Below are 22,844 nucleotides of genomic sequence, written 5' to 3' on the forward strand. Positions count from 1 at the left end.
TTAGCCCTCTATTTTTGTACGAGATAATCAGGAGATGACATGACCATTAAAATGGACAAATGTACTCGATCAAGAAAGCCATCTTCTTCGTCCTCACCTATCGAGCCGATCACTTGCCTAATACTTTGTTTTGTTTGATCACTTAACTGGTTCGCACATAGAAGAAGATTAAGTTGATCGATGAGGGCAGTCGGATCATTTGCCACACTCAGCAATCGATCATAATTAGGTTTAAAGCTTAATAATGCTTGGTCTAAGTTAAGATCGGTTCCTATTTCATCAAACTCTTCTTTAAGTTCTTCAAGATCAGCTTCTTGTTGTTGGCCGGTAATAAAATACGTCATGAAATTAATGTATCCCGGTATGGAACTAGCATTGGTTATCTGAAGCTCTGGTGAAACTAGGCCATTTGCAGCAGTAACACTGCCCGGTGCTTTATATCCAGGACGAAAAAAATTAAAAACACTGGGAGATCGGTAGGGATGCTGAGCAAGATCTGCGCTGGCGCTGGTATCCCACAATTGCGGCACAAATTCAGGGGTAATATTCGTTAGTTCAAACGCCCGAGCCCACTGCGTAAATCTAAGAATAGGTTCTCGAATTTTTCCACCTGTTTGTGGGTTAGGCACTCTTGCTTCTTGATCAAATAGAATTGCAGCGAATGTGGCACTGAGATCTCCACGTTGGTTAGCACCAACTTCACGACCATCCGGCAAAGTAAATTTACCTGACTCAAACGCCGTCACAACACGCTGAACGTAATCAGGGCTCGGATTAGATGTGATCAATCTTTGTATGAGCTGCTTAGTAACAAATGGTGCTAAATTTTGATGATTGAAAATATGATCTAGCGCCTGAGAGATTGATGTCGGTGCATCTGTACCGGCTGCTATCGTATGCCCCAAAAATGATTTTTCTTTTTCAGAATGTGAATCTGCAAATACAGCCATTGGCATACTAAACCGTTTACCTAAAAACTCCTCAGGATCATCCTCATTTAAGTTTAGACCAGTAAAAACGCGCGCTAAACCAGTAATATCTGAATTATCATAAAGTTCAATCGTATTGCCATTTGAGTCTAGTTGTTCACTGCCATCTTTATTTAACGCGACAACACCTAATGTAAATAGCTGAAGTAGCTCTCGCGCATAATTTTCATCTGGCATTCTTCCCGTTTCGTCATTGCCTTTCTCACTCCCCATATAAGTCAAATAGTGACCCATTGCAGGAGAGTAAGTTACACGTTCTAATAACGTTCTATAATTTCCAAAAGCATTATTTATAAGAATGTCTTGGTAGGCAGCAACTGCTTCTGGGACATCAGTTAAGATTTCACCACCCACATTTGAAACAACTAAGATTTCAGATAGTGCAAAGGCAGCACGCTGTCTCAGCTGATCAGGTGCACCTATACTATTTCTCCAAAATGCAAAACTCGTTTGCTCAATGTAAAACAGATTAAAACCTTCTTCAGGATCACTAGGTGCTTGCGCTTCAACACTTGGTAAAATCAAACTCGGTGTCACTTTGATCTGGCTTAAAAACCACTCTGAAGCACTTTTGTTTTCTAATTCAGATAACAATGTAGGCGTAGCACCAAAAGTTGCTTGCTGCAAAAATCTTGAAACCTTTGCTTGCGAAGAGAACGTTGTGTCCGTTAGCGTAGGGGTTTGATCAACATCATCATTGCCTGTTGAATCATCATTATCATTTGGCTCTGCAACAACGTTGTTGTCATCAGTGGGATTATTTGAGTTATTACTATTTGCTTGGTTTGTTTGTTGACTTTGATTGTTAGTAGTTGGGCTTTGTTCAGAGCCACTTCCACCACAACCTGATAAGAAAATGATAATAAAAGTAATAAATAACGCTCTTATTTTTATATATCGATTCATAACTTAGCCTATGTTCACTACATGATTAGACTAAGTTTAGAGTAAGTAGTAAATTTGTGTGTTACAACGCACATACATTTACCATACAAAATTGTATGGATCACAATGATGATCTTGAAATCGGTATTTCTATATTAAACACGGCGCCAGTTTGATTTGGTAGCAAAGTCAATTTTGCATCATGTACATCACAAATCGCTTTAACGATACTCAGGCCTAAGCCATTCCCCGGTTTAGACCTACTTACATCAGCGCGAAAAAAGCGCTCAAACACATGTGCTTGGTCATCTGAGTGAATGCCAGGTCCATCATCTCCAACTTGCAGTAATGCGCCACTGGTATGGCTTTGCAGTCTGATCCAGACATTCGCGTCTGCGCTACTATATTCAAGCGCATTTTCTAACAAATTACAGAGTAGTTGATTTAATAAATCAGTGTCGCCAAAGCAAATAACGTTATGAACAGTAGAGTAACTTAGCTTCCTCCCAGAATCTTCAAAAACTGGATCGTAACTAAGCGCTAGATCGTGAACCAGCTCTGATAAATTAAATAGTTCAAAGTTCTGTTTATGTTTACCTGACTCAATAGCATTAAGTCGAACAAGGTTATTAAATGTAGAAATGACGGCGTTAAGATCTTGGCTGGCTTTACTTATATGTGACTCAATCGCTTGGGTATCACCGATATCCTGACGCATGCTTTGCAGGCGATTTACAACTCTTGAAAGAGGCGTTTTCAAATCGTGAGCGATGCCTGTGGACATCGTCTTAGTCGTGCCATGCAATTCGCTTATCTTATCAAGCATTTCATTCGTGCAACTTGCAAGCTGCTTAAGCATTGCTGATTTAGTTTCAACGGATAGGCGTGACGAGTCTGGTGACTTTGCAATAACATGCATTTGTTTTTTGATGTCTAGTAATGTTAGCTGGCTTCGAAAACTTGCAAAATAGCTCATTAAAAATGCAAAAATGAATAGTAAAAAAGAGCTAAACATGCCAACATTAACTAGCACATCTGATGCGAGTCCAGTCTCATAACTATTAGGCTGCGCAACCTTTAGCAGCAATGTATCCTCTAAAACTTTTGAATACACTAAAACCTTAATTTCATGTCCATTATCGAAATCAAAATAACTCCAAGTGGGTTTAGCTTCAAAGGGAATATCTACCTCACTACCTACCAAAAGCGTATTTTCTTGAGTAATAGAAAATATGGCTTCGTGGTCAAATAACCTCTCAATACTCTGCTTTTTGTTCCAAATAGGTTTTGACTCTAAATCTAATTCCTCCAACATACTTTGAAGACCATCATCGTCATACAAAGATTGAACTTCTTCCATATAATCAACTAACTCATGTTGCTGTTCAGAAGAAAGGTTAGCTAGGTAAGATAATGAAACAATGAAGAAAAGGGTGATAAAACCTGCTGTACTGATAATACCAATAAGTAATGACCTTAAAAATATTGCTCTAGAGAGTAAGCTATTCATCAGAGATAATGTATCCGCAGCCACGCACAGTTTTGATGAGTTCAAAACCAAACGGTTTATCAATTTTATTTCTCAGACGACTAACATGCGTTTGAACCAAACTAGTTTTTGGATCAAAACTAAATCCCCAAACCTTTTCAAGTAACATGGTTTTAGTCACCAACTGACCAGGCGTTTGCATGAGAAATTCAAGAATTTGATACTCTTTGGTATTTAACTCTATCTGTCGGCCTGCTCTGATCACTTTCCTGCTAGTTCTCTCCAATACTAAATCACCCAAACTTAATGACAGTGACACTTTAGAAATAGGCTTTCGTCTAGTTATGGCTTTAAGCCTTGCGTAGAGCTCCGAAAAGTCAAACGGCTTTACCAAATAGTCATCTGCGCCAGCATTTAAGCCATCAACCCTGTCTACTGTATCACCAAGTGCGGTAAGCATGATTATAGGTGTGGCAATGCCACTCGCTCGAAGTACTTTAACAGCATCTAGCCCATCCATATTTGGCAGTAATCTATCGAATATAATTACATCAAACTCAGTTGAAGACGCCACCAATATACCTTCTTGGGCTGTGGCAACATGTTTGACAAGTTCTCCGTGTTGCAGCAACCCTTTTTCGATAAAAGCGGCAGTATCCAAATCATCTTCAACAATCAGTATGTTCATATATCATTCTTTTGATGCTTTTTGCTAAGTTTAACGCAAAGGCTTACATTTAAAATATACAAATTTGTATGGGTTTGAGATGTAATAAGCGATTTGAGTCCAAATCTAACTGTTCGGATCATAAATAGAGAGGAATGTAAGCATGTAAGATGGCGTACCTTGTCTAAAAAGTTATTTGATAACAACTTAACAACGAACATGGAAACGCAACATTAACATGATAGGCTTCCAATTAATCAAAACGACCATATACCTCAGGTAAGTAACATAATTCTTGCTGGAGAAAATTTAGATTGTAAAGCACAAGAAAAAGGTTAATTCTGCCTGTCAAAATATCCGCAGCTTTACATCAGGTCATGACCTGAGGAATAAATATAACAATATAAAACAATACTTTATTATATATAAATCCTGAATTTAAGTTGAAATTACAACCAACATGTTTAGTCATTTAAAATCGCCAAATAAGTACAAAAATCTATATAAAACAATAAATGGCAATAATTTGAAACATGTTAGTCAGCGCAATTTATTAACACTTAAATATAACTGTAAAGTTACTTTTTCAAGGCTTTTAAGAATCAATATTGACCAGTTATTTTCCCTGACACTAGTATGAAAAAGCGCCAAGCAAGGCGTGCTATAAAATTAGTTAAAAGGAAATAAAAAATGAAAAAAACAATAAGGTCATTAACGTTAATAGCGGCGGCCATGTTTGCAAGTTCAGCTTTTTCTGCAGAACTAGTTTGCGCCGTTTACTCCAAAAATGGCGGGCCAATGTGGAAAACCGGCACTCCAAATTGTGAAGGCTATGACAGGACACATGGCAATACAACTAGAGGGCGTTTTTACTTAAAAAATGTAACAAAACAGATCCTGTCAGTTAAATGGTATGGTGTTGCTAAATGCAGTGGCGGCCAATCTTGTGATGTAACTGTATTTGCTTATGGTCCAAATAGAGCGTGGGCACGCATTATGTATACTGATGGGACGTGGCAAGATACCAATGTTGCGAATGCACACTACGAAACGGGTCTATAAACTTTAAAATTAATTAAGCACCCAACTCACACCCATGTACCTAGGCATACGCTTAGGTACAACCAAACATAACAAGCTAAAAATTAACATTACTCCTATCAAGACTTTAAAAAGTCAAAGTAATAAAGATTACCTAACTAGTATGCGCATCTACCTATGTTACAAAGGGGCTAAAAAACAAGAGTCATGTAAATCATCGCTAAAAAAACGTAAACTAACGCATCGAAATTTTACATTACAATCAAAAGGTGGCATCTTTTAAAGCAATTCATTTTTTATCAAATTAATTTTTTGGAACGTTCTAAATTAGAGTTCACCATGAATCATATTAAAAAAAGCAAAAATCATATCCTTTTACCACTCAGCTTAGCGGTGCTTACTGCGTGCAGTTCGGGGCAAAATGAGTCACAGATTTCAGCTGAAAAAGAAAAGCAAGCCAATTATGTCACTGATGTCGTTACTTATGTTGATCCATTAATAGGTACCAAGGGCCCTTATAATCACCGTCAAGCTGGTAACGTAACACCCGGCGCAGTCATTCCCTTTGGTATGTTTAATTTCGGTCCAGAACATGCGTATACCGAAGACTTAATGGCAGAGTCTGAAGGCATTTCAAAAAAAATACTTGAGGAAAAAAAGCGAGTACCAGTCTCACCAGGCGGATATAACTATCAAGCGAGTCGCGTGAAAGGGTTTTCATTCACTCGATTATCAGGAACAGGCTGCCTAGGTGCCTCAGGCGACATTCCAGTCATGCCATTCACAAAAGATATTACGTTCTCGCCAGCAACAGATCCAATCAACGCTTATTACAGCGCAGGATTTAGCCATGACGATGAGACAGCCATCCCGGGATATTACCAAGTAGGCCTTGATAACGGCGTTAATGTCAAATTGGCGGCAACGACTCGAACGGGCATCGCAAACTTTACTTTTGAGCAATCTGAAAATGCAAAACTGCTGTTTAGAACAGCCTATTCGCAGCTTGGTAGTGGTGATGCTTATGCAAAAGTAGACGCCGAACGCGGTGAAATCACAGGTTATGTTACATCAGGTAATTTTTGTGGTTACCTTGGCGAGTATAATCAACGAGATTACTACACACTGCATTTTGTTGCGAAGCTTGATAAACCAATCACTGGCTCAGGTGCCTGGAAAGATGGTCAAGTCAAGCAAGGTGCTGATTCGTCAAAAGGCGGGATGGGCTATGGAGATACTGGTTGGCCAGACATTGGTAAAGGCTCTGGTGTATGGGTAGATCTTGGGATTAACAACGGTGATACAGTACAAATGCGCGTGGGGATCTCCTACGTTAGCTTGGACAATGCCAGAGAAAACCTAGCGAAAGAGCAGGGGAAACAGACATTCTCTCAACTAAAAGCTAACTCACAAACTGCTTGGGAAAATGAGCTATCAAAAGTTAAAGTTGAGTCACAGGACTCAAGCAAATTAAGAGTATTTTACACAGCGCTTTACCACAGCTTATTCCATCCAAATGTATTTTCTGATGTAAACGGCGAATACATGGGCTTTGACCAAAAGGTACATAGTATAAGTACCAACCAAACGGCACAATATGCGAACTTTTCTGGATGGGACGTATATCGCTCGCAACTTCAGCTTGTCACCTTACTAGACCAAACCAGAGGCAGTGATATTGCACAATCACTATACAATCAAGCTAATCAATTTAATGGGATTTGGGATCGCTGGACACACAATGCTGGGCCGACTGGCGTAATGAGTGGTGACCCATCAACAATTGCCATTGCAAATTTTGTTGCCTTTGGTGCCAAAGACTTTGATATAAACGGTGCATATAATTCACTTAGAAAAGCAGCGGTAGCACCTACTGAATACGACTTGTCAGATGTAGGTTGTCCAGTATTCTGCCGTGGTCAAAAGCCTTCTTTAGATCAATGGCAAGAAATTGGTTACATTTCTGATCAATCAAATAGCTGGGAAGGTGCATCGGAAACACTAGAGCAAACGTCGAGTTACTTCTCTTTATCACAACTGGCTGAGCGTTTAGGTAACAAAGATGACGCGAAAAGATTTGTTAACGAAGCCGGTTATTGGAGAAACATTTATAACCCAAATGCCACTGATACATTTGGATATATTCAAGGTCGTAATCAAGACGGTAGCTGGAAAAATGAATTTGACGCATTCTCGGGTCACCTATTCGTTGAAGGCAGTCCAGCTCAGTATTTATGGATGATACCACACGACGGAGCAGGGCTTGCCCAAATACTCGGCGGTGAAACCGCTATGAGTCAAAGGCTAGATGCACACTTCAAAAAGCCAGACGGAACTTGGGTGCTATATCGTGATTCAGCTGAATATGCAGATGTATCAAACCAACCATCTATTTTGTCACCTTGGATGTACCTTCATACGGGCAATGCATATAAAACACAGCAAACTGTCCGCGAGACAATGAAGCAATTATGGCTTGATGCACCAGATGGGATCCCTGGGCAAGACGATTTGGGTCAAATGTCATCTTGGTATGTATTTAGTAGTTTAGGTATTTATCCAAAATACCCTGGCCGTGCAGATTTAGTGTTATCAAGCCCACAGTTTACATCTGCAAAAATTGGTAATTTAACCATTCGTGCGCCAGAAGCATCAAACGATAATATCTACATCAACTCGCTACGTGTGAATGGTAAACCTAGCTTAAATAGCTGGATTGACGAGGCGTACATAAATAAGCCAATCACATTAGACTTTACACTGAGCGACGTACCTAATAAAAGCTTTGGTCAGGCTATGGAGAATAGACCACCAAGTTACTCTCCTTCAAAAGGTTAATAACGACATAGTTCCCCTTCAGAGGCAGTAACTAGCTGCCTCTTTTCAACCATACAAAAATAACTAAAGCTAATTAGCTATTATTAGTCTACTTCTTTAATTAGCCTGAAAGAATAAGAATTCTTACATTGGCTAACATAAAGCTGCCATGTATTGGATTGCTGCTATATTTAAAACTAACGATGATAGCGTGTAAGTGGCAAGGACAGCATGGACAGTAACACTCCTCACATAATTACTGATCTCAACTTGCAAATTAGATTTGTAAGCCAAGCCGCAGCTGAACTACTAAATAAAAAGAAATTTACAGATTTGAACCTTAGGGAACTATTCGAAATTGAATCCATAACAGATGATCTGTCAATTGGCTCATATCAATCTGATCGCTTTATTTTGAATTGTTATGACTGTCAGGATGGCTATTGCTTTTTGCTTCAAGATCAAAAAACCAATACTGAACATTTAGATTTTTTAATGGATGCTATCAGCAGTTCAAGTATTGGGATATGGCGCTACAACATCGAAACAAAGACGATTTACCTTTCTGATATTTCAAAGCGAATACTGGGGATTAACCCAAACATTAATCTAACATGGCGTAAATTACTATCACTTGTACACTATGATGATCGGGCATTATTTCCACTTTTCTTCGAAAACCATGTGCAATTTGGTGTGCCATTACAATTCGAGTTTAGGCTTAAGCTATCAGGTCAACAGTCTTGGTTTGGGCTAAAAGGAAGTTGCATTCATAAATCAAGCGGGCAATGGATCAATGGTACCTTACAAGACTGTACCGTTGAGAAAACAACTGTCATTGCTCTAAACGATGCTGATGAAAGCAAACAGCTAGCAATAGAAGCAGGAAAAATTGGCACCTGGCGTGCCACAAAGTCAGGAAATCAGTGGCTTTGGAAATGGGATATGCTGGCAAACACCATTTTCAAACTTTCTCCAGAGGACATAGGGGATTTAAATAAGTGGGTTGAATTGCTCCACCCAGAAGACAAGCCTCGAGTTCAAGCTGCCCTTGAAGACAGCCTGCGCACGGGTGTTGAATTTAAGCAACACTACCGAAGCATTCTCAAAAGCGGTGAAGTTATTTACGTCTTCGCCCAAGGCCGCGTAGGTAAAAACTATAAAGGTGAATATTGTCGTATAGACGGCGTTTGTGTCGACCAAACTGAAATTCACACAACACAATTAGCACTTAAAAAATTGAATTCAGAGCTAGAAACTCGGGTGAATGATAGAACAGCTGAGTTACATAATACGCTTCAAAAAGCTGAGCAAGCAAATCGAATAAAATCTGAATTTTTATCCATGATAAGCCATGAGTTACGAACGCCACTCAATGGCATTATTGGCGCTTTAGATTTGCTCTCTCACTGCCCACTTTCTAGTGAGCCTCAAGACTTAGTCGAAACAGCGTCGACTTCTGCAAACCACTTAATTACCATTTTAAATGACTTACTGGATTTAAATAAAATTGAGGCCGGTAAACTTGAGCTCGAAACCGTCAAATTTAATTTACCTTCTTTGGTAGCAAACCTAGTGAACACTTTCAGTGCCACAGCAAAAGAAAAAGGCATTGAACTAAATATATTTGAATCACCTACAGAATCCTTAATTTTAAAAGGCGATGAAAGCAGATTTTTGCAGATTTTACTCAATATTTTGAGTAACGCTGTCAAGTTCACTCATTGTGACTCAGTGCCAATCAAGAAAATTACTGTCGAGACGCATATCAATAAACTTAATATATACCAGAGTGAAGTCTGTGTGTGTGTGTCTGATACAGGTGTTGGCATGAGTAATGACACTTTACAGAAACTATTCACGCCATTCACTCAAGCAGAGAAATCAACCACGAGAAAGTTTGGGGGTACAGGCTTAGGACTTTCAATTTGTGGCAAACTTATCGATCTAATGGGGGGTAAAATTTGTGTAGAAAGTAAGCTTGGCGTCGGCAGTAAATTTACGGTTACGGCGCCTTTTTGGCTTGAGCTTACAAAGACTAATGCCGAAAATAAAAGTGCACTTAATTGTTACCCGATTGGTAGGCTATCTCATAAAAACCAGCATATACTGTCACTACTTCAATCTGCTTTCGAAGTGAACATAATAAGTCTAGAAAACCATCAGGTAATATCTAGTTCAGACATACCTCATAACGTTGTACTAACAAACGATTTAGACATGTTTATAGGCCATATCGAGACGCTTTCAACGATTAATAAAGTTATTGTTTACTCTGACCGTTCACTTGTTGAGCTTATCGCGTTATCGGCCCCATTTTTAGCAGTATTTTCTAATCAACCTATCACACTCAAACTATTAGAAAAGCAAATTAATGCCCAGCAACAAGACCAGCTTCAGATTGAAGAATTTTCCTTAGATTTTGATACTGATGACTCTATCGAGACCTCTGTAAATGAGGAAGATAATCAGTCGATAGTAGAATACGACATACATGACATTCTCTTAGTAGAAGACAACCCTTTCAATCAAAAGCTAATAAAGAGCCAATTAGCTAAATTGGGTTTATCTTGTGATGTTGCCAACAATGGCGCTGAAGGGTTTAACTTTTGGCATGGTGGAACTTATAAGCTCATCTTAACCGACTGTCATATGCCTAAAGTTGACGGGTATGAAATGACTAAACAGATCAGAACCGAAGAAGCAAAAACAGATCAGCCACCAATCCCAATAATCGCCGTAACTGGGGCCGTGATGCAGGGAGAAAGAGACTTATGCACTTCGATAGGTATGAATGACTTTTTATGTAAACCCATCCGACTAAACGACATAAAATCTATTATGGAGCGTTGGTATGAACACTCAGCTTAATGAATTAAAAACATTAAATCGAAATACCATTATTGAATTGGTTGGCGATGAACCGGCTAAGATTACCAAGTTTCACGTAGAGTTTTTAAAACAAGCGTCTGTTGTATTAAAAGGAATAGTTAAGTCTTTTAATATCAGTGACTTTAATGAACTAAAAAACCAAGCACATTATCTTAAAACGTCGGCTCGAGCAGTTGGCGCAGAACGTTGTGCGTATTTTCTTGAAACTATTGAGAGCTATAGCTTAGATCAGAACAAACCTGCGATTAAACAAGTTATTATCAAATTAAATGGCGAGTTTGGGGCAATTAAAAAGGAGTTGAGCCATGACAAGTAACAACCGGATGGCTAAAAGACACCCATCGGTTTTACTGTTGGCCCATAGAGAAGACGATGTGCAGGGTGTATCTGAACTCATTGCAGAGCAAACAGATGACTTTAGGTGCTTAATAGTCAGAAAAACAGCTTTAGATGATATACAGCAGCTAGCGCCGAAAGTACTTTTATTTGCGCTATCTGACGTTAAAAAAAGTATCTGCTTATATAATTTGTTAATTAAAGAAAATAGACTGATTAAGAACCACTATAGTGTTTTGCTTTGCAGTAATAAAGAATCCGGAGTTGCTTTTAAATGCTGTTTAAAAAACCTATTTGATAGCTATTTTGTGTACCAACCACTTTACGAAAAATTTAGATTACAACTGATTGTCTACGATGGACTCAAGCAATTTACAAATTCAGATACATATATTGAGTCATTAGACATCATTGTTCAGAACCAAAACGAAGAGTTAAACGATCTGATAGAAACTGGCTTAGGTTACAAAACGTCTCTTGTGGATGAAATTAATAAACATAAAGAAGAGGTCAATTCAATCAATCAAAATATCCTGTCTCAATTACCCGACAGTATGCATAAACAACTGATGTCGGAGCTTAATGAGTCTCATATACAGCCACTTTTACATGCCCTTGAGTCTTCAATATCAGAAAAACTCATGGGCTTAGTTGACGGACTTAAACAGTCTCAAAATTTGAACTCGCAACTGATAAATCAATTGCAACAGCCCTTACAGTCAAGACAGTCCATCCAAAATGAACTGGCAACAAGTAATAACTTTCTAAACAACGACTCAAGTACTCAACAATCAATTTTATTAGTTGAGGACAATCATATATACCGAGAAATGATAAGCGACGTTTTGAGTAATGTTGGCTACGAAATTGAACAAGTGGATGATGGACTAGCAGCAATAAAAAAAATCAAACTTACACAATATGACTTGATAGTCATGGACCTATTCTTACCCAATTTGGACGGGCTAAATACCACCAAACATATTAGGAATGTCGGAAAAAACATAAAAACGCCAGTAATCGCACTAACAGGCAATAAAAACAAGCAACTGGTAAAGAAGTGGGCTGAACATGGATTAGATGGATATATTCTGAAGCCGTCAACCAAGCAAGAGATTTTAGCAGTTGTGAATAAGGCCATCGGACATCAGCTTTAGAAAAGGTCATGACAGCTAAAGACTAGCTGATTTTGAAAGCATAAATCGTTGAAGGATTTTATACAATAGACTTTGCGGCGCAGAGCCAGTGGCTAGCCTTTTATTCTTCAATGTGCTTACCTACGTTTCTTAACGATTAAGTGACTCATCAACCAAAAGCGAGCTACGAAAGTCTAATAAATAATCTACTTTCTTATTTCCAACGGCGGAGTAAGACCTGAGACAGCAAAATTTAAAAAGATTTTTATAAAAATAATTCAGCGCCCTAAAAGAAATAAAATATAAAATAAGAATTAAAATCAAAGTATTAAAAAAACAAGCCCAACCTAATACTTATAAACGTACAATTTACGATTGAATTTTATTCATTTATCTTCTTGTAATAAGTTACAAAGCAATGCTATTAATATTAACAGGCTTGCAACAAGCTTTGATTATGTAAGCTGTATATATGGCTAAACAACTATTTTAGATAAGGAAATAGACAATGAAACTTGCAATTAAAAAGCAACAACTAAAGCAGTTAAGTAAAGATAAAAACCTAGACGCAAACGCAACACCAAATGTAGCTGGTGCAGGTTACACGCTTCGTTGCCCACCGCGTGAATCTGAAACAGGCAATAGATACTGGGCTTGCCAGTGCTAAAAAATATTTAGCGTTCAAGGGAGACACTGCGTCTCCCATTTAAAGTCACTAATGACTTAACTGTTATCAACCTACCTTCAATCCATAGCTAACTACTTTGATCAAGTTATCTCTTTATTAAAAATGTCAGGCTTTCAGTCATTTAAACCAAACTTAAGACATCGCGACAATACTCCTTAGCTAAACTTATCATCAAGCTCGTCACACACATAAAATCACATTAGCGACAATAAAAATAAGTCATAGATAGATCGCTTCATTTCATCAGTCCACATTAATAAGCTGTATTTAATACATTATTTGACCCTCAAAACATTTATTTTTAAAAATTACAGCCTTGTAAGTTTCGAGAAAGTTTCCTGGATTATTGTTTGCCTTGTAGAAACAAATACACCCAATTTTAAAGCTTAAATACTCTATTAAGGAAAACACATGAAACTAACAAAATACCTTTGCGCTTTGACACTTGCTTGCAGCACAGCTTCTTTTGCAGAAGAACAAGAACTCAAACTGGGAATTGGTGGTGCAATTATCGTTCAGGATGAAGGTTACAAAGGCGTTGGCAGTGAGGCAGAGTTTGTGCCGGCTATTGCAGTTGAATATGGAGACTTTAGATTATTAGGGCCGTACGCTTCTTACACATTTTACAGAAGAGAAAACTTTGAAATTGCAGCAACTGGTATGCTCAGACTTGATGGATATGAGCAAGCCGATGATGAATTGTTTACAGGCATGGAAGACAGGGATATGAGCTTCGATTTCGGTTTTGAAGCAGAAATTGACACTGACTTTGGCGAATTTGGTGTTAAATTCACTCATGATGTGACAAGTACTCATGAAGGGTACGAAGCAAGCCTTTCCTACGGTATTCCAATGCGAGTAAAGCAAGGTCGCATTATGCCTTACGTTTCAGCTAATTTCGCAAGTGAGGATCTAGCAAACTACTACTATGGTGTAAGACGTTCAGAAGCGACAACATCAAGATCATTTTATGAAGTAGACAGCGCAACCAACATGGAAATTGGCATTAGCAGTGATTGGTTTTTTGGTGAAAATCATATGATTAAAGCTGATGCCAGTTACACCGCTTTTGACAGCACAATTAAAGACTCACCGCTGGTAGACAAGTCCGGGTCTTTCCAATTTTTACTGGGGTACGTTTATGTCTTTTAAACGCAAAGCGCTATCTAGCGTAGCAACCATTTTTGTGCTGACATTTACATCAGCTTGTAGTGAGACTAATGCCAAGCCAGTTGCACAGATAAAAGTTCAACCAACGACACACGCTGAACGCGTATCTGCGCCTACTAAAATATTATACGGAAAAGTTCAAAGTGAGCGTGGTTATGATATGGCGCTTTTTAATAGCGGGCGAATAGAGCAGCTCTCTGTTAGAGAAGGACAATATGTCCGAAAAGATACGTTAATCGCCAGATTATACTCACCCAATTTAACAACCCAAGTCATAGAAAAAGAAGCTGTTCTCAGCGCTGCAATTGCAGCGGCTGAGGAAGCTCAAAGTGAATTTGAGCGCAAAAAAAACCTACGCGAAAAAGCACTGACTTCAGTTGCCCAATTAGAACAGGCAGAAAAAGCTGCTAGGATAGCAAAAGACACAGTAACGCAAATGGCAGCACAATTAAAACAAGCTAGCAATGCATTAGATGAATTCTCTATTTATGCGCCGCAGGATGGCGTGGTTGCATCACTCTACGCCAGAGAAGGGCAGTTTGTCTCATCATCAAATCCAATCATTCGATTCGAGGAGTCTGGTAAATTCAAAGTTGAATATTGGGTGCCTGAACGAGATGCTTTGACTCTAAAGATTGGCCAATTTGTCCCAGTTTTCATCCCAACTATAAACAAAGAAATAACCGGAACAATCAATGAAAAAGCCATACCATCGGTAAATGGCCCGTCGTTATTTAGAGTATCAGTGTTAATTGAAGATAGGGCTGAAAGCTTACTCGGTCTGACAGCTCAAATAAGGATCGCATCTACAAATAAGCAAGTTTATCGGATTCATACTAACGCTATTAGGTTTATGCCAAATGGCGAAGTCTATATGCTCGATAAAGAACACAACAAATATCCTGTTGAGCTTGTTAGCACTCGCGGGAGTGACTTATTGATCACTGCTGAAGGAAATTTAGATTCGATTCAATTTGACACATCACCTGAGCCAACACTAAGCAAAAACCTAATGGCAGCATTGGAGGAAAATAATGACTGATAAAGCCTCTCTCAAATGGTATCAAAGCCCAAGGCTTATCCTTGGGGTGATTGCAATTTTAGTCACTGTAGGGATCGCTGGCTGGTTCAGTGCCAACGAACAAGAGGATCCTCAGTTTCCATATCGCAATGGTTTTATAACTTTGAATGCCAGCAACATGACCATATCTCAGCTCAAAGATACGGCGGTGATCCCACTAGAGCGAGCGATAAGCGAGATAGATGAGGTAAGTAACTACCAGTCAAGAATCAAAAATGGCAGCGCCACCATTGATATTGAACTTCACGAACATATTTATGAAACAGACACGGTGTGGGAGCGAATAAAAGATACCGTAAACAACCAAAAACAAACTATCCCTAATGTTGCGATCCAACTCGTAGATAGGGCACAGGACACGCAAGGAATTGTGATTGCAATTACAAATCCAAATGACTTATTGCGTCAACGTGCAATTGCGCTCGATTTGAGAACAGAACTTGAACAGCTCTCAGCAATTAGAAGTGTCACGCTGGTGGGTGATCCGCAAGAACAAATCGTCATCAACTATTCGCAGCAAGCAATGACAGAGTTTGGCATTTCCCCAATGCAGATTGCACAAAGGTTCAATAATACTGCTGGAACGGGTATTAGCTTTGAAAACCAAGGTTTAGCAACCAACTCTAATGCTGTTGGCAGAGTACAATCTTTAGAGGATATAGCTAACAGCCAAATAACACTCGATGATGCAAGCCCTATCAAGATGTCAACCATGGCTGATATCTACTACCGAACGAATCCAATTGCACCTGAGCGCTTTATGGTAAATGGTAAAACTGCGGTTGGATTAGCCGTGACTTTACCCGCAAACACTGTGCGTGTAACCGCAGTCGGGGAGCAAATAAAGCAAGTTGTAGAGCGTTTTAACAACCAATTCACAGCGCCACCAGCACAGATAGTACTATTTCAACCTAAGTGGACACAAAAACGAAAAACAGACTTACTCTCATCACTGGCAACAGGATGTTTGGCGGTTGCAGTAGTGCTGATTTTACTCATGTCAGTAAGAACAGCTGTTATCGTAGTCATATCGATACCGACTATTACGCTTATCGCAGTGGGTTTGTTTACTGCCGCACAAGGCGTTATTCATCAAATGACCATCGCAGGTTTGGTCATCTCGCTTGGACTAATGGTTGATAACAGTATTGTAATGGCAGAAAAGATTGTACAGCTAATTGACCAAGGGCTAAACCGACTAGAAGCAAGTAAGCAAGCCGTAAAGGCCCTTTACAAGCCACTCGCTACTGCAACAGTTACCACAATAGCCGCATTTTTACCTATGTTATTAGCAACAGGCAGCGTCGCGGATTTTATCGCAACCATACCTGTGCTAGTGATCCTTTGCATTAGTATTAGCTATATTATTGCGCTAGCGTTTATACCTATTTTGGCAAACTTTACCCTTAAAAATAATACAAAAAACACCTTTAAAAATGACCAACTGCAGTCGATGGGTAGCAAGATAGCAAGGTTCTCATTAAACAAGAAAAAAACAACATTAGCGGGAGTCACCTTTGTTTTATCTCTGATATTCGTGCTACCAGCAGTTAATGGCGAGTTTTTCCCAAAAACCAATAGGAATCAGGCTTATGTGGATATCCAATTACCCTATGGCTCTAGCATTACGAAAACCACACAAGTCGCGAACGAAGTAAGTGACAGCATTCAAACGCTTGGGTTTGTCACGCAAACACTGACTTTTAGCGGCTCATCTGGCCCAAGATTTTATTACAACTTAGTGCAACAGCCAGGAGAAAGTCACATCGCCCGTGTTGTTTTCGAAGTTGAAGAAAATATCAACCTTAAAGAAATAGTTGAACGACTTAATACATTTTTACCGCAGAACTTTCCAGAAGCACTCATAATTGCGAGAGAACTTGGACAAGGTCCGCCGATTGAAAGCCCGATAGAAATAAGACTGATAAGCAACGATACAACTGCAAATTTACGTGCAGCAGAAGACATTTTTATGCTTTTGAATAAAAGTAAAGCCACACAGCATGTCAGAAGAGCTTATAGCTATGGCATTGCGAATATAAATTTTGAAATTGATCAGCAGTCCCTTAGTTTGTCTAGCTTGACAGAGGCAGAACTTGCAAGCTATTTCGCATGGCAGGGGACCGGGTTACAGTTGGCTGATCTAAGATACAAAACGGAAGCGGTTAGTCTGATATTACAAGACACCAGTTCGTCACAAAGTGCTGAGCGTTTAATGTCATTACAAGTGATAAATAATGAACAGTTTTTACCAATTTCAACATTCGTTTCTACGAAAATTACAGGGGCTGCTGCCGTGGAAACACGTCGAAACGGCAGAACAGAACTAAGAGTACTTGCAGATGTTAAAGCTGGATTTGATGAAGAGTCTGTTCTAGAACAATTGCAACCAGAGCTCGAAACAATAGCGAATAAATACAGCGTTAAAATGGAATTTGGTGGTGAATTTGAAGAATCAGAAGAGGCAAACTCTGCGCTGCTCATGGCATTACCAGCAGGTTTAATCCTGTTATTTGTTGCGCTTATGATTCAGTTTAATTCTTACAAGCTCACCGCACTGGTAATGATAAGTATCCCAATGGGTGCTATTGGCGCACCGATTATGCTTTCACTTGTAAATATACCTTTTGGATTCATGTCTTTGCTCGGGATACTCGCATTAATGGGGATTGTCGTTAACACAGCCATTTTGCTCATTGATTCAACAATCGAAGAAATGAAAAAGGGAAAAAGTAAGATTGAAGCCATTGAGCTTGCTATATCAAGTAGACTCAGGGCCATTATTTTAACCACAATCACAACAATTATCGGGATGTTACCACTCTCATTTGGTCAAAGCCCATTGTGGCCACCACTTGCTTGGGCTGTGATTGGCGGGTTAATAAGCTCTACTCTGATAATGTTGTTCGTTATGCCAATTTGTATGCACTGGTTAATTGATCCAAAAAGGCATTTAAAACGAATTAATATAGAACAATAAAAAAGGACAATTTAAATCTATGCGCATTTTAATCACAGAAGATAATCAACAACTTGCAGAATTTATACAACAAGCAATATTACAAGATGGCCACGCGGCAGATATCGCAAACAGTGCAGGTGAGATGAATAGTCTGATTGACAACTGGCAGTATGATGCGCTGGTTCTTGATCTTGGGCTACCGGACACAGATGGTATTGACGTGATCAGGCAGCTTAGGGGTGCCGATAATCCAATTCCCATTCTTATTTTGACTGCCCGAGGAGGCGTCGAAGACAGAATTAAAGGGCTAGATTTAGGCGCAGACGATTATCTCAATAAGCCCTTTGCAATTGATGAATTAAAAGCGAGACTTCGTGCCATTTTAAGACGGCCAGTAGAGTATTCAGGTAACCTATTAACCAGAGGCAATGTGTCTTTAGATAGTAAGGCAAGGCGCGTTATGGTCGACGATAAAAATATCAATATGGGTAAAACTGAAGTCGCAATTTTAGAATATATGATCAGACACGCTAGCTTGACCGTTAGCAAAGATGCTATTTATGACGCAATATACGCGCTAGGCTTTGAAGTCACAGACAATGCCATTCAAGTGGCTATGCACCGCATTAGAAAAAAACTTGAGCAAGCAGGGTCAAGTACAGACATAAAAACAATCCGAGGAATAGGATATATTTTGTCATGAACCAGTCAGGCATTACCAAAAAGGATTCGCTAGCACGCAAACTATTTATACTATTTAGTGTGATGGGCGGTGCCGTATTTGCGCTCATCGGCGCAATTTTATTCTTGTTTTCAATTAACTTTGCCAACATTGCGGTGGAAAAAAGTATGCATGGCATGGCTGAAGACATTCCCGAAAGCCTATATTTTGATGAGCAGGGCACGTTAATTTATTCATCCACAAACATGGCTAAAAAATGGGGCTATGACGCACTGTTTAACAACCTTGCATTTAAAGTTATCGACCGTGCGACGAATAGTGTGATCCTGACTTCTAACGAGCACTTGGAAACATCTGCTGCCTTGCTGGCTCTGCCGCTAGATTTACCAGAAGGGTACTCGTTTTTGAATGGCATTGACAGATACCGATTTTCGGTAACTTTACAGGGCAAAGACTTATATGTCGACTTGGCGAGAGACGACCTGATTGGCGAACTTGCCAATGAAGCTGTATTGCCTATGCTAGGACAAGTGCTCACGCTCACAATGATTGCCGCTTTCTTAATATTTATATGTGTTGGCTATGTCTCTATTAAGGCCGTCGTCAAACCCGTTAACAAAGTGGCTGAGCAATTAGATGGCATAGAGCCCTCTCAACTTGATAGACGACTTGATAAAAAAGGCGTCCCAAGCGAAATGCTGCCGCTTGTCAATGCACTTAACGACACCATGGAGCGCGTTGAAAAGGGCTTCAAGGAGCAAAAACGATTTGTTGCAAATGCAGCACATGAATTAAAGACTCCGCTTGCTGTACTTCGCACACGCCTAGAATTAGCAAATGTGCCAGAAAAAATTGGCTGCGAGCTAATGGGTGACATTTCATATATGACGCGTGTCGTTGAACAGCTACTAGATTTATCTCGTGCACAAAATCAAAATAGCTATTTGCATAAACCAGTGAATATATCTGATGTCGCAAAAGATGTTTGTATGTTACTGGGCCCATTAACATTGACATATAAAAAAGAATTGGCGCTCGAAGAGATTGATAAAAATGCGACTGTTATTGGTGACCAAGCAGCGCTAATCATTATGCTCAAAAACCTGTTAGAAAATGCACTTAAGCATGCAGACGAAGGCGCAAATATTATTGTTGAAGTTGCGAATGACAGGATTTCTGTGAAAGATTCAGGACCTGGCATAAAAGAAGAAGACAGAGTTAAGCTGTTTGAACGTTTTTGGAGAAAGGAGCAATCAACTTTAACTGGCAGTGGTTTAGGCTTAGCCATCGTACACGAGGTAACGCTCGCACATAACGCTAAAATTGACGTTGAATGTAACAATGAGCTCGGCGGAGCTACCTTCCATGTATATTTTTATGATAGGGTGGAAAATACACATGTTTCATAGCATTTAAAGGAGTTTAGCTATGCAAATTAGAGCCTTAAAAAATGGGGATCTGCAAAGTATTTCAAAGCTCGTATCTGATGTATCCAATATGGATATACTGCCGCATTTTTGCAGGCAAGGCCAAAGCGAATTCATAAGTCGTGTCATACCAGACCTTGAGGCAACCATGAATCCAGCCCTGTTTAAAAGCATAGTAGCAACAGATCTAGGGCAAATCATTGGATTTGGAGCAATCCGAGAAAAAAATTACATTACCCACGTTTTTGTATCGAAAAAAGCTCAGGGCAAAGGAGTAGGGAAAGCCCTAGTTAATAAGCTCGTGAGCTTTGCTGATGGCAAGCAAGTGTCTCTTCGAGCATCCATTAATGCCCGTAGCTTTTATGAGGGGCTTGGATTTATCGCAACTGAGCCGGAAGGGCGATTTAATGGGATCCGCTTTATTCCAATGTCTATGCCGCTGGATAAAGTTATGTAAAACATGAATATAAAATTGCTTTCGTATTTTTAATTTGCAACGCAATTTGCGTTTTTCGTTAGTCTAAAACAGCTATACCTCATACAAATCAGACACTTAAAAATGGCCTGCTTTTTGATGTAGTTAACCATCAAAATCAAATGAGTAGGCCAGTGAATGAAACATATTGGAATTTATACAACATCGAGGAATATCGACGAAGTCTCCATGATGCTCAGTGAAGCAAATGCACTCGCTGAAATCGGCCATAAAGTAACTATCATCACCCGCGTTAAATATAAAAATATCAGAAACTTACATAAATCAGTTTCAATTGCGTATTTAGGTTCTCCAAGCCTTATTGAGTCCAGTGGCCTGTGCTCAACAATTGGATACTTACGACGATGTTACGCAATTCGGAAGCAATTCAAAGGACAAAACTTCTTCGACTTGTTAGGTAAGGGTACAAGGCTTACAAAGTTACTCAAGAAGAAAGATATTGATCATTTACACTGCAGCTTCAACCAAAATGACTACTATATCAGCCTTGCCAGTACAAAATGCGCCGATATTTCACTATCAAGCTTTTGGGATGTCAAAAGCCAAAACAAGATAGGTGAAAAGCAGTTTAAGCTATTTGAGCAGTGCGACCTGCCACTCATGGAGCTTGAATGCCAAAGGTTACCTGAGCATGTTCAACCTTTGGTGTTGAATAGAGGTCTAGATATTTCTAAATATAAGCCTTACGAACGAAATAAACCCAGTCTAAAACTGGTTTTCATCGGCAATATTGTTAAGGAGTCAGGGCTAAACGTTATTCTAAACGCACTGGCAAGTCTGCCTGCTCGCGTTGAGGTGAATCTCGATATTGTCGGGGATGGGCCGATTAAAAAATCGCTCGTCAATGAGCTAATTAGAAAACGACTTAACAGGCGCGTGCACTTTTTGGGTGCGAAACCACGCTCTTGGATATTGAAAAACCTGCCAAAGTACAGTGCTATCGTTGCACCTTATTGCTCAGATAACAGCATAGCGCAAGTAAATAACATCACATATATCAAAGAAGCAATGGCCTGCGGACTACCAGTATTAACGTCAAATATCGCTGCATGTAAAGAAATTACCAGTTCAAATACTGGGATGAAATGCCCGCCAAATAGTATCGATGCTATGTCAAACATGTTGACTGCATTTATGCAATTAAGTGCCTATCACCAACATTTACTTGGTAAAAACGCCAGAAAATATGCAGAGGACAATTTTAACGTTAAGCACCAAACCAGAGCTTTATCGAGGTGGATACAAGCTTTGTAGCCATAAATCACCATATTCGCAGATTTTGTTCTATACCTATATCTTAAGGTGCCGGAATTTAGGCGGCACCTTCTTGACTAATTATCCATAACAAGGAGTAATGGAGTGTCTGATTCGATATATAGAGCATTACAAGGGCTGAGCCGCAGAGAAACTATCCTATGCAAGCAGGGAAGTCGATTACCTAAACACCTAGAGTTTAAACTGTATGCCTTTTATTTGTCTCTGATCTTAATTGCCATTGTTATTGCGTTTGTATGGCAATTAACTCGGCTAGAAACATTCAAAGTAACGTCTTTGATTTTTTTACTTTCTGGCTACTTTGGGATAATTGCTCATCCAGCGTTGTTGTTTATCGTGAGAAGCAAAGAGATAAGTTTACATTTCAAGAACCCTTTCAACTTAGTGTATGCCAGCGCTAAGGAAACTGAAAAGATAGACAAAAAATATATAGATTTTTTATCGAAAAAAAGCCCCGAAAAGCTAGAAATAGTTTTATTAGAAGTCAAAGCACAAAAACATATCTTTGAGCAAAAGACAGCCTTGCTTGTTGGCTCAATCGAACGCATTGGCTTTGCCCCGGGTATATTGGCTCTACTTATATCGCTCGATAAACTCAGCGAAATAGAACTTGATTGGGTGTTATCAATTGCTTATATCATTCCAATTATCTATTTTTTTGGTGCCTTTAGTCGTCTGCTTGCCTCTAAAGTGTCACGCCATATCTCCATCCTTGAATTAGCAATTGCAAATCAAAAAACACATAACTGACTTTAATTTTTTAATCAGATGCACGACAAAATAGTGTGCTGCCATGACTTATTTCATTGCC

Annotated in this window: 17 protein-coding genes; 14 read left to right on the forward strand and 3 right to left on the reverse strand. The window is 39.3% G+C overall.

Features of this window, described 5'->3' with window-relative positions; genetic code table 11:
- Window positions 1-8 precede the first annotated feature (8 nt).
- From AC2CZC_RS23475 to AC2CZC_RS23485, 3 genes are all read right to left on the reverse strand, one after another.
- Window positions 9-1,895 carry a DUF1800 domain-containing protein gene (locus AC2CZC_RS23475; protein ID WP_484585675.1) on the reverse strand — a complete coding sequence of 629 codons (1,887 nt, stop codon included), beginning with the start codon at window positions 1,893-1,895 and terminating at the stop codon, window positions 9-11.
- Between the two features lie 100 nt (window positions 1,896-1,995).
- Complete coding sequence (locus tag AC2CZC_RS23480) at window positions 1,996-3,384, reverse strand: sensor histidine kinase (protein WP_484585676.1); 1,389 nt, start codon at window positions 3,382-3,384, stop codon at window positions 1,996-1,998.
- Window positions 3,377-4,051 carry a response regulator transcription factor gene (locus AC2CZC_RS23485; RefSeq protein WP_484585677.1) on the reverse strand — a complete coding sequence of 225 codons (675 nt, stop codon included), beginning with the start codon at window positions 4,049-4,051 and terminating at the stop codon, window positions 3,377-3,379. The genes AC2CZC_RS23480 and AC2CZC_RS23485 overlap by 8 nt, the downstream gene beginning before the upstream one ends.
- A 669-nt stretch (window positions 4,052-4,720) precedes the next feature.
- Between AC2CZC_RS23485 and AC2CZC_RS23490 the strand changes: the two genes are divergently transcribed.
- From AC2CZC_RS23490 to AC2CZC_RS23555, 14 genes are all read left to right on the forward strand, one after another.
- A complete protein-coding gene (locus AC2CZC_RS23490; protein WP_484585678.1) occupies window positions 4,721-5,092 on the forward strand; it encodes a hypothetical protein in 372 nt (123 codons plus the stop codon).
- Window positions 5,093-5,410: 318 nt separating this feature from the next.
- On the forward strand, window positions 5,411-7,909 hold the full coding sequence (locus tag AC2CZC_RS23495; RefSeq protein WP_484585679.1) for a GH92 family glycosyl hydrolase: 2,499 nt from the start codon (window positions 5,411-5,413) through the stop codon (window positions 7,907-7,909).
- A gap of 210 nt (window positions 7,910-8,119) precedes the next feature.
- Window positions 8,120-10,759 (forward strand): ATP-binding protein, encoded by a 2,640-nt coding sequence (locus AC2CZC_RS23500; protein WP_484585680.1) that lies wholly within the window; start codon window positions 8,120-8,122, stop codon window positions 10,757-10,759.
- On the forward strand, window positions 10,743-11,096 hold the full coding sequence (locus tag AC2CZC_RS23505; RefSeq protein ID WP_484585681.1) for an Hpt domain-containing protein: 354 nt from the start codon (window positions 10,743-10,745) through the stop codon (window positions 11,094-11,096). The genes AC2CZC_RS23500 and AC2CZC_RS23505 overlap by 17 nt, the downstream gene beginning before the upstream one ends.
- Window positions 11,086-12,273 carry a response regulator gene (locus AC2CZC_RS23510; protein WP_484585682.1) on the forward strand — a complete coding sequence of 396 codons (1,188 nt, stop codon included), beginning with the start codon at window positions 11,086-11,088 and terminating at the stop codon, window positions 12,271-12,273. The genes AC2CZC_RS23505 and AC2CZC_RS23510 overlap by 11 nt, the downstream gene beginning before the upstream one ends.
- A 487-nt stretch (window positions 12,274-12,760) precedes the next feature.
- Window positions 12,761-12,919 (forward strand): hypothetical protein, encoded by a 159-nt coding sequence (locus AC2CZC_RS23515; protein ID WP_211037473.1) that lies wholly within the window; start codon window positions 12,761-12,763, stop codon window positions 12,917-12,919.
- A gap of 432 nt (window positions 12,920-13,351) precedes the next feature.
- A complete protein-coding gene (locus AC2CZC_RS23520) occupies window positions 13,352-14,092 on the forward strand; it encodes a MipA/OmpV family protein (RefSeq protein ID WP_484585683.1) in 741 nt (246 codons plus the stop codon).
- Window positions 14,082-15,152 carry an efflux RND transporter periplasmic adaptor subunit gene (locus AC2CZC_RS23525; RefSeq protein WP_484585684.1) on the forward strand — a complete coding sequence of 357 codons (1,071 nt, stop codon included), beginning with the start codon at window positions 14,082-14,084 and terminating at the stop codon, window positions 15,150-15,152. Before AC2CZC_RS23520 ends, AC2CZC_RS23525 begins: the two co-directional genes overlap by 11 nt.
- Entirely contained in the window at window positions 15,145-18,171 is a 3,027-nt protein-coding gene (locus AC2CZC_RS23530; protein WP_484585685.1) for an efflux RND transporter permease subunit, read from the forward strand. The genes AC2CZC_RS23525 and AC2CZC_RS23530 overlap by 8 nt, the downstream gene beginning before the upstream one ends.
- Window positions 18,172-18,190: 19 nt before the next feature.
- Window positions 18,191-18,856, forward strand: a complete 666-nt coding sequence (locus AC2CZC_RS23535; RefSeq protein ID WP_063361712.1) for a response regulator — start codon at window positions 18,191-18,193, stop codon at window positions 18,854-18,856.
- On the forward strand, window positions 18,853-20,244 hold the full coding sequence (locus AC2CZC_RS23540; RefSeq protein ID WP_484585686.1) for a sensor histidine kinase: 1,392 nt from the start codon (window positions 18,853-18,855) through the stop codon (window positions 20,242-20,244). The genes AC2CZC_RS23535 and AC2CZC_RS23540 overlap by 4 nt, the downstream gene beginning before the upstream one ends.
- A gap of 19 nt (window positions 20,245-20,263) precedes the next feature.
- On the forward strand, window positions 20,264-20,719 hold the full coding sequence (locus AC2CZC_RS23545) for a GNAT family N-acetyltransferase (RefSeq protein WP_484585687.1): 456 nt from the start codon (window positions 20,264-20,266) through the stop codon (window positions 20,717-20,719).
- 156 nt (window positions 20,720-20,875) lie between these two features.
- A complete protein-coding gene (locus AC2CZC_RS23550) occupies window positions 20,876-22,012 on the forward strand; it encodes a glycosyltransferase family 4 protein (protein WP_484585688.1) in 1,137 nt (378 codons plus the stop codon).
- 105 nt (window positions 22,013-22,117) lie between these two features.
- Entirely contained in the window at window positions 22,118-22,783 is a 666-nt protein-coding gene (locus AC2CZC_RS23555; protein WP_484585689.1) for a hypothetical protein, read from the forward strand.
- The last annotated feature ends 61 nt before the right edge of the window (window positions 22,784-22,844 follow it).

Source organism: Pseudoalteromonas sp. MMG033 (assembly GCF_057197785.1).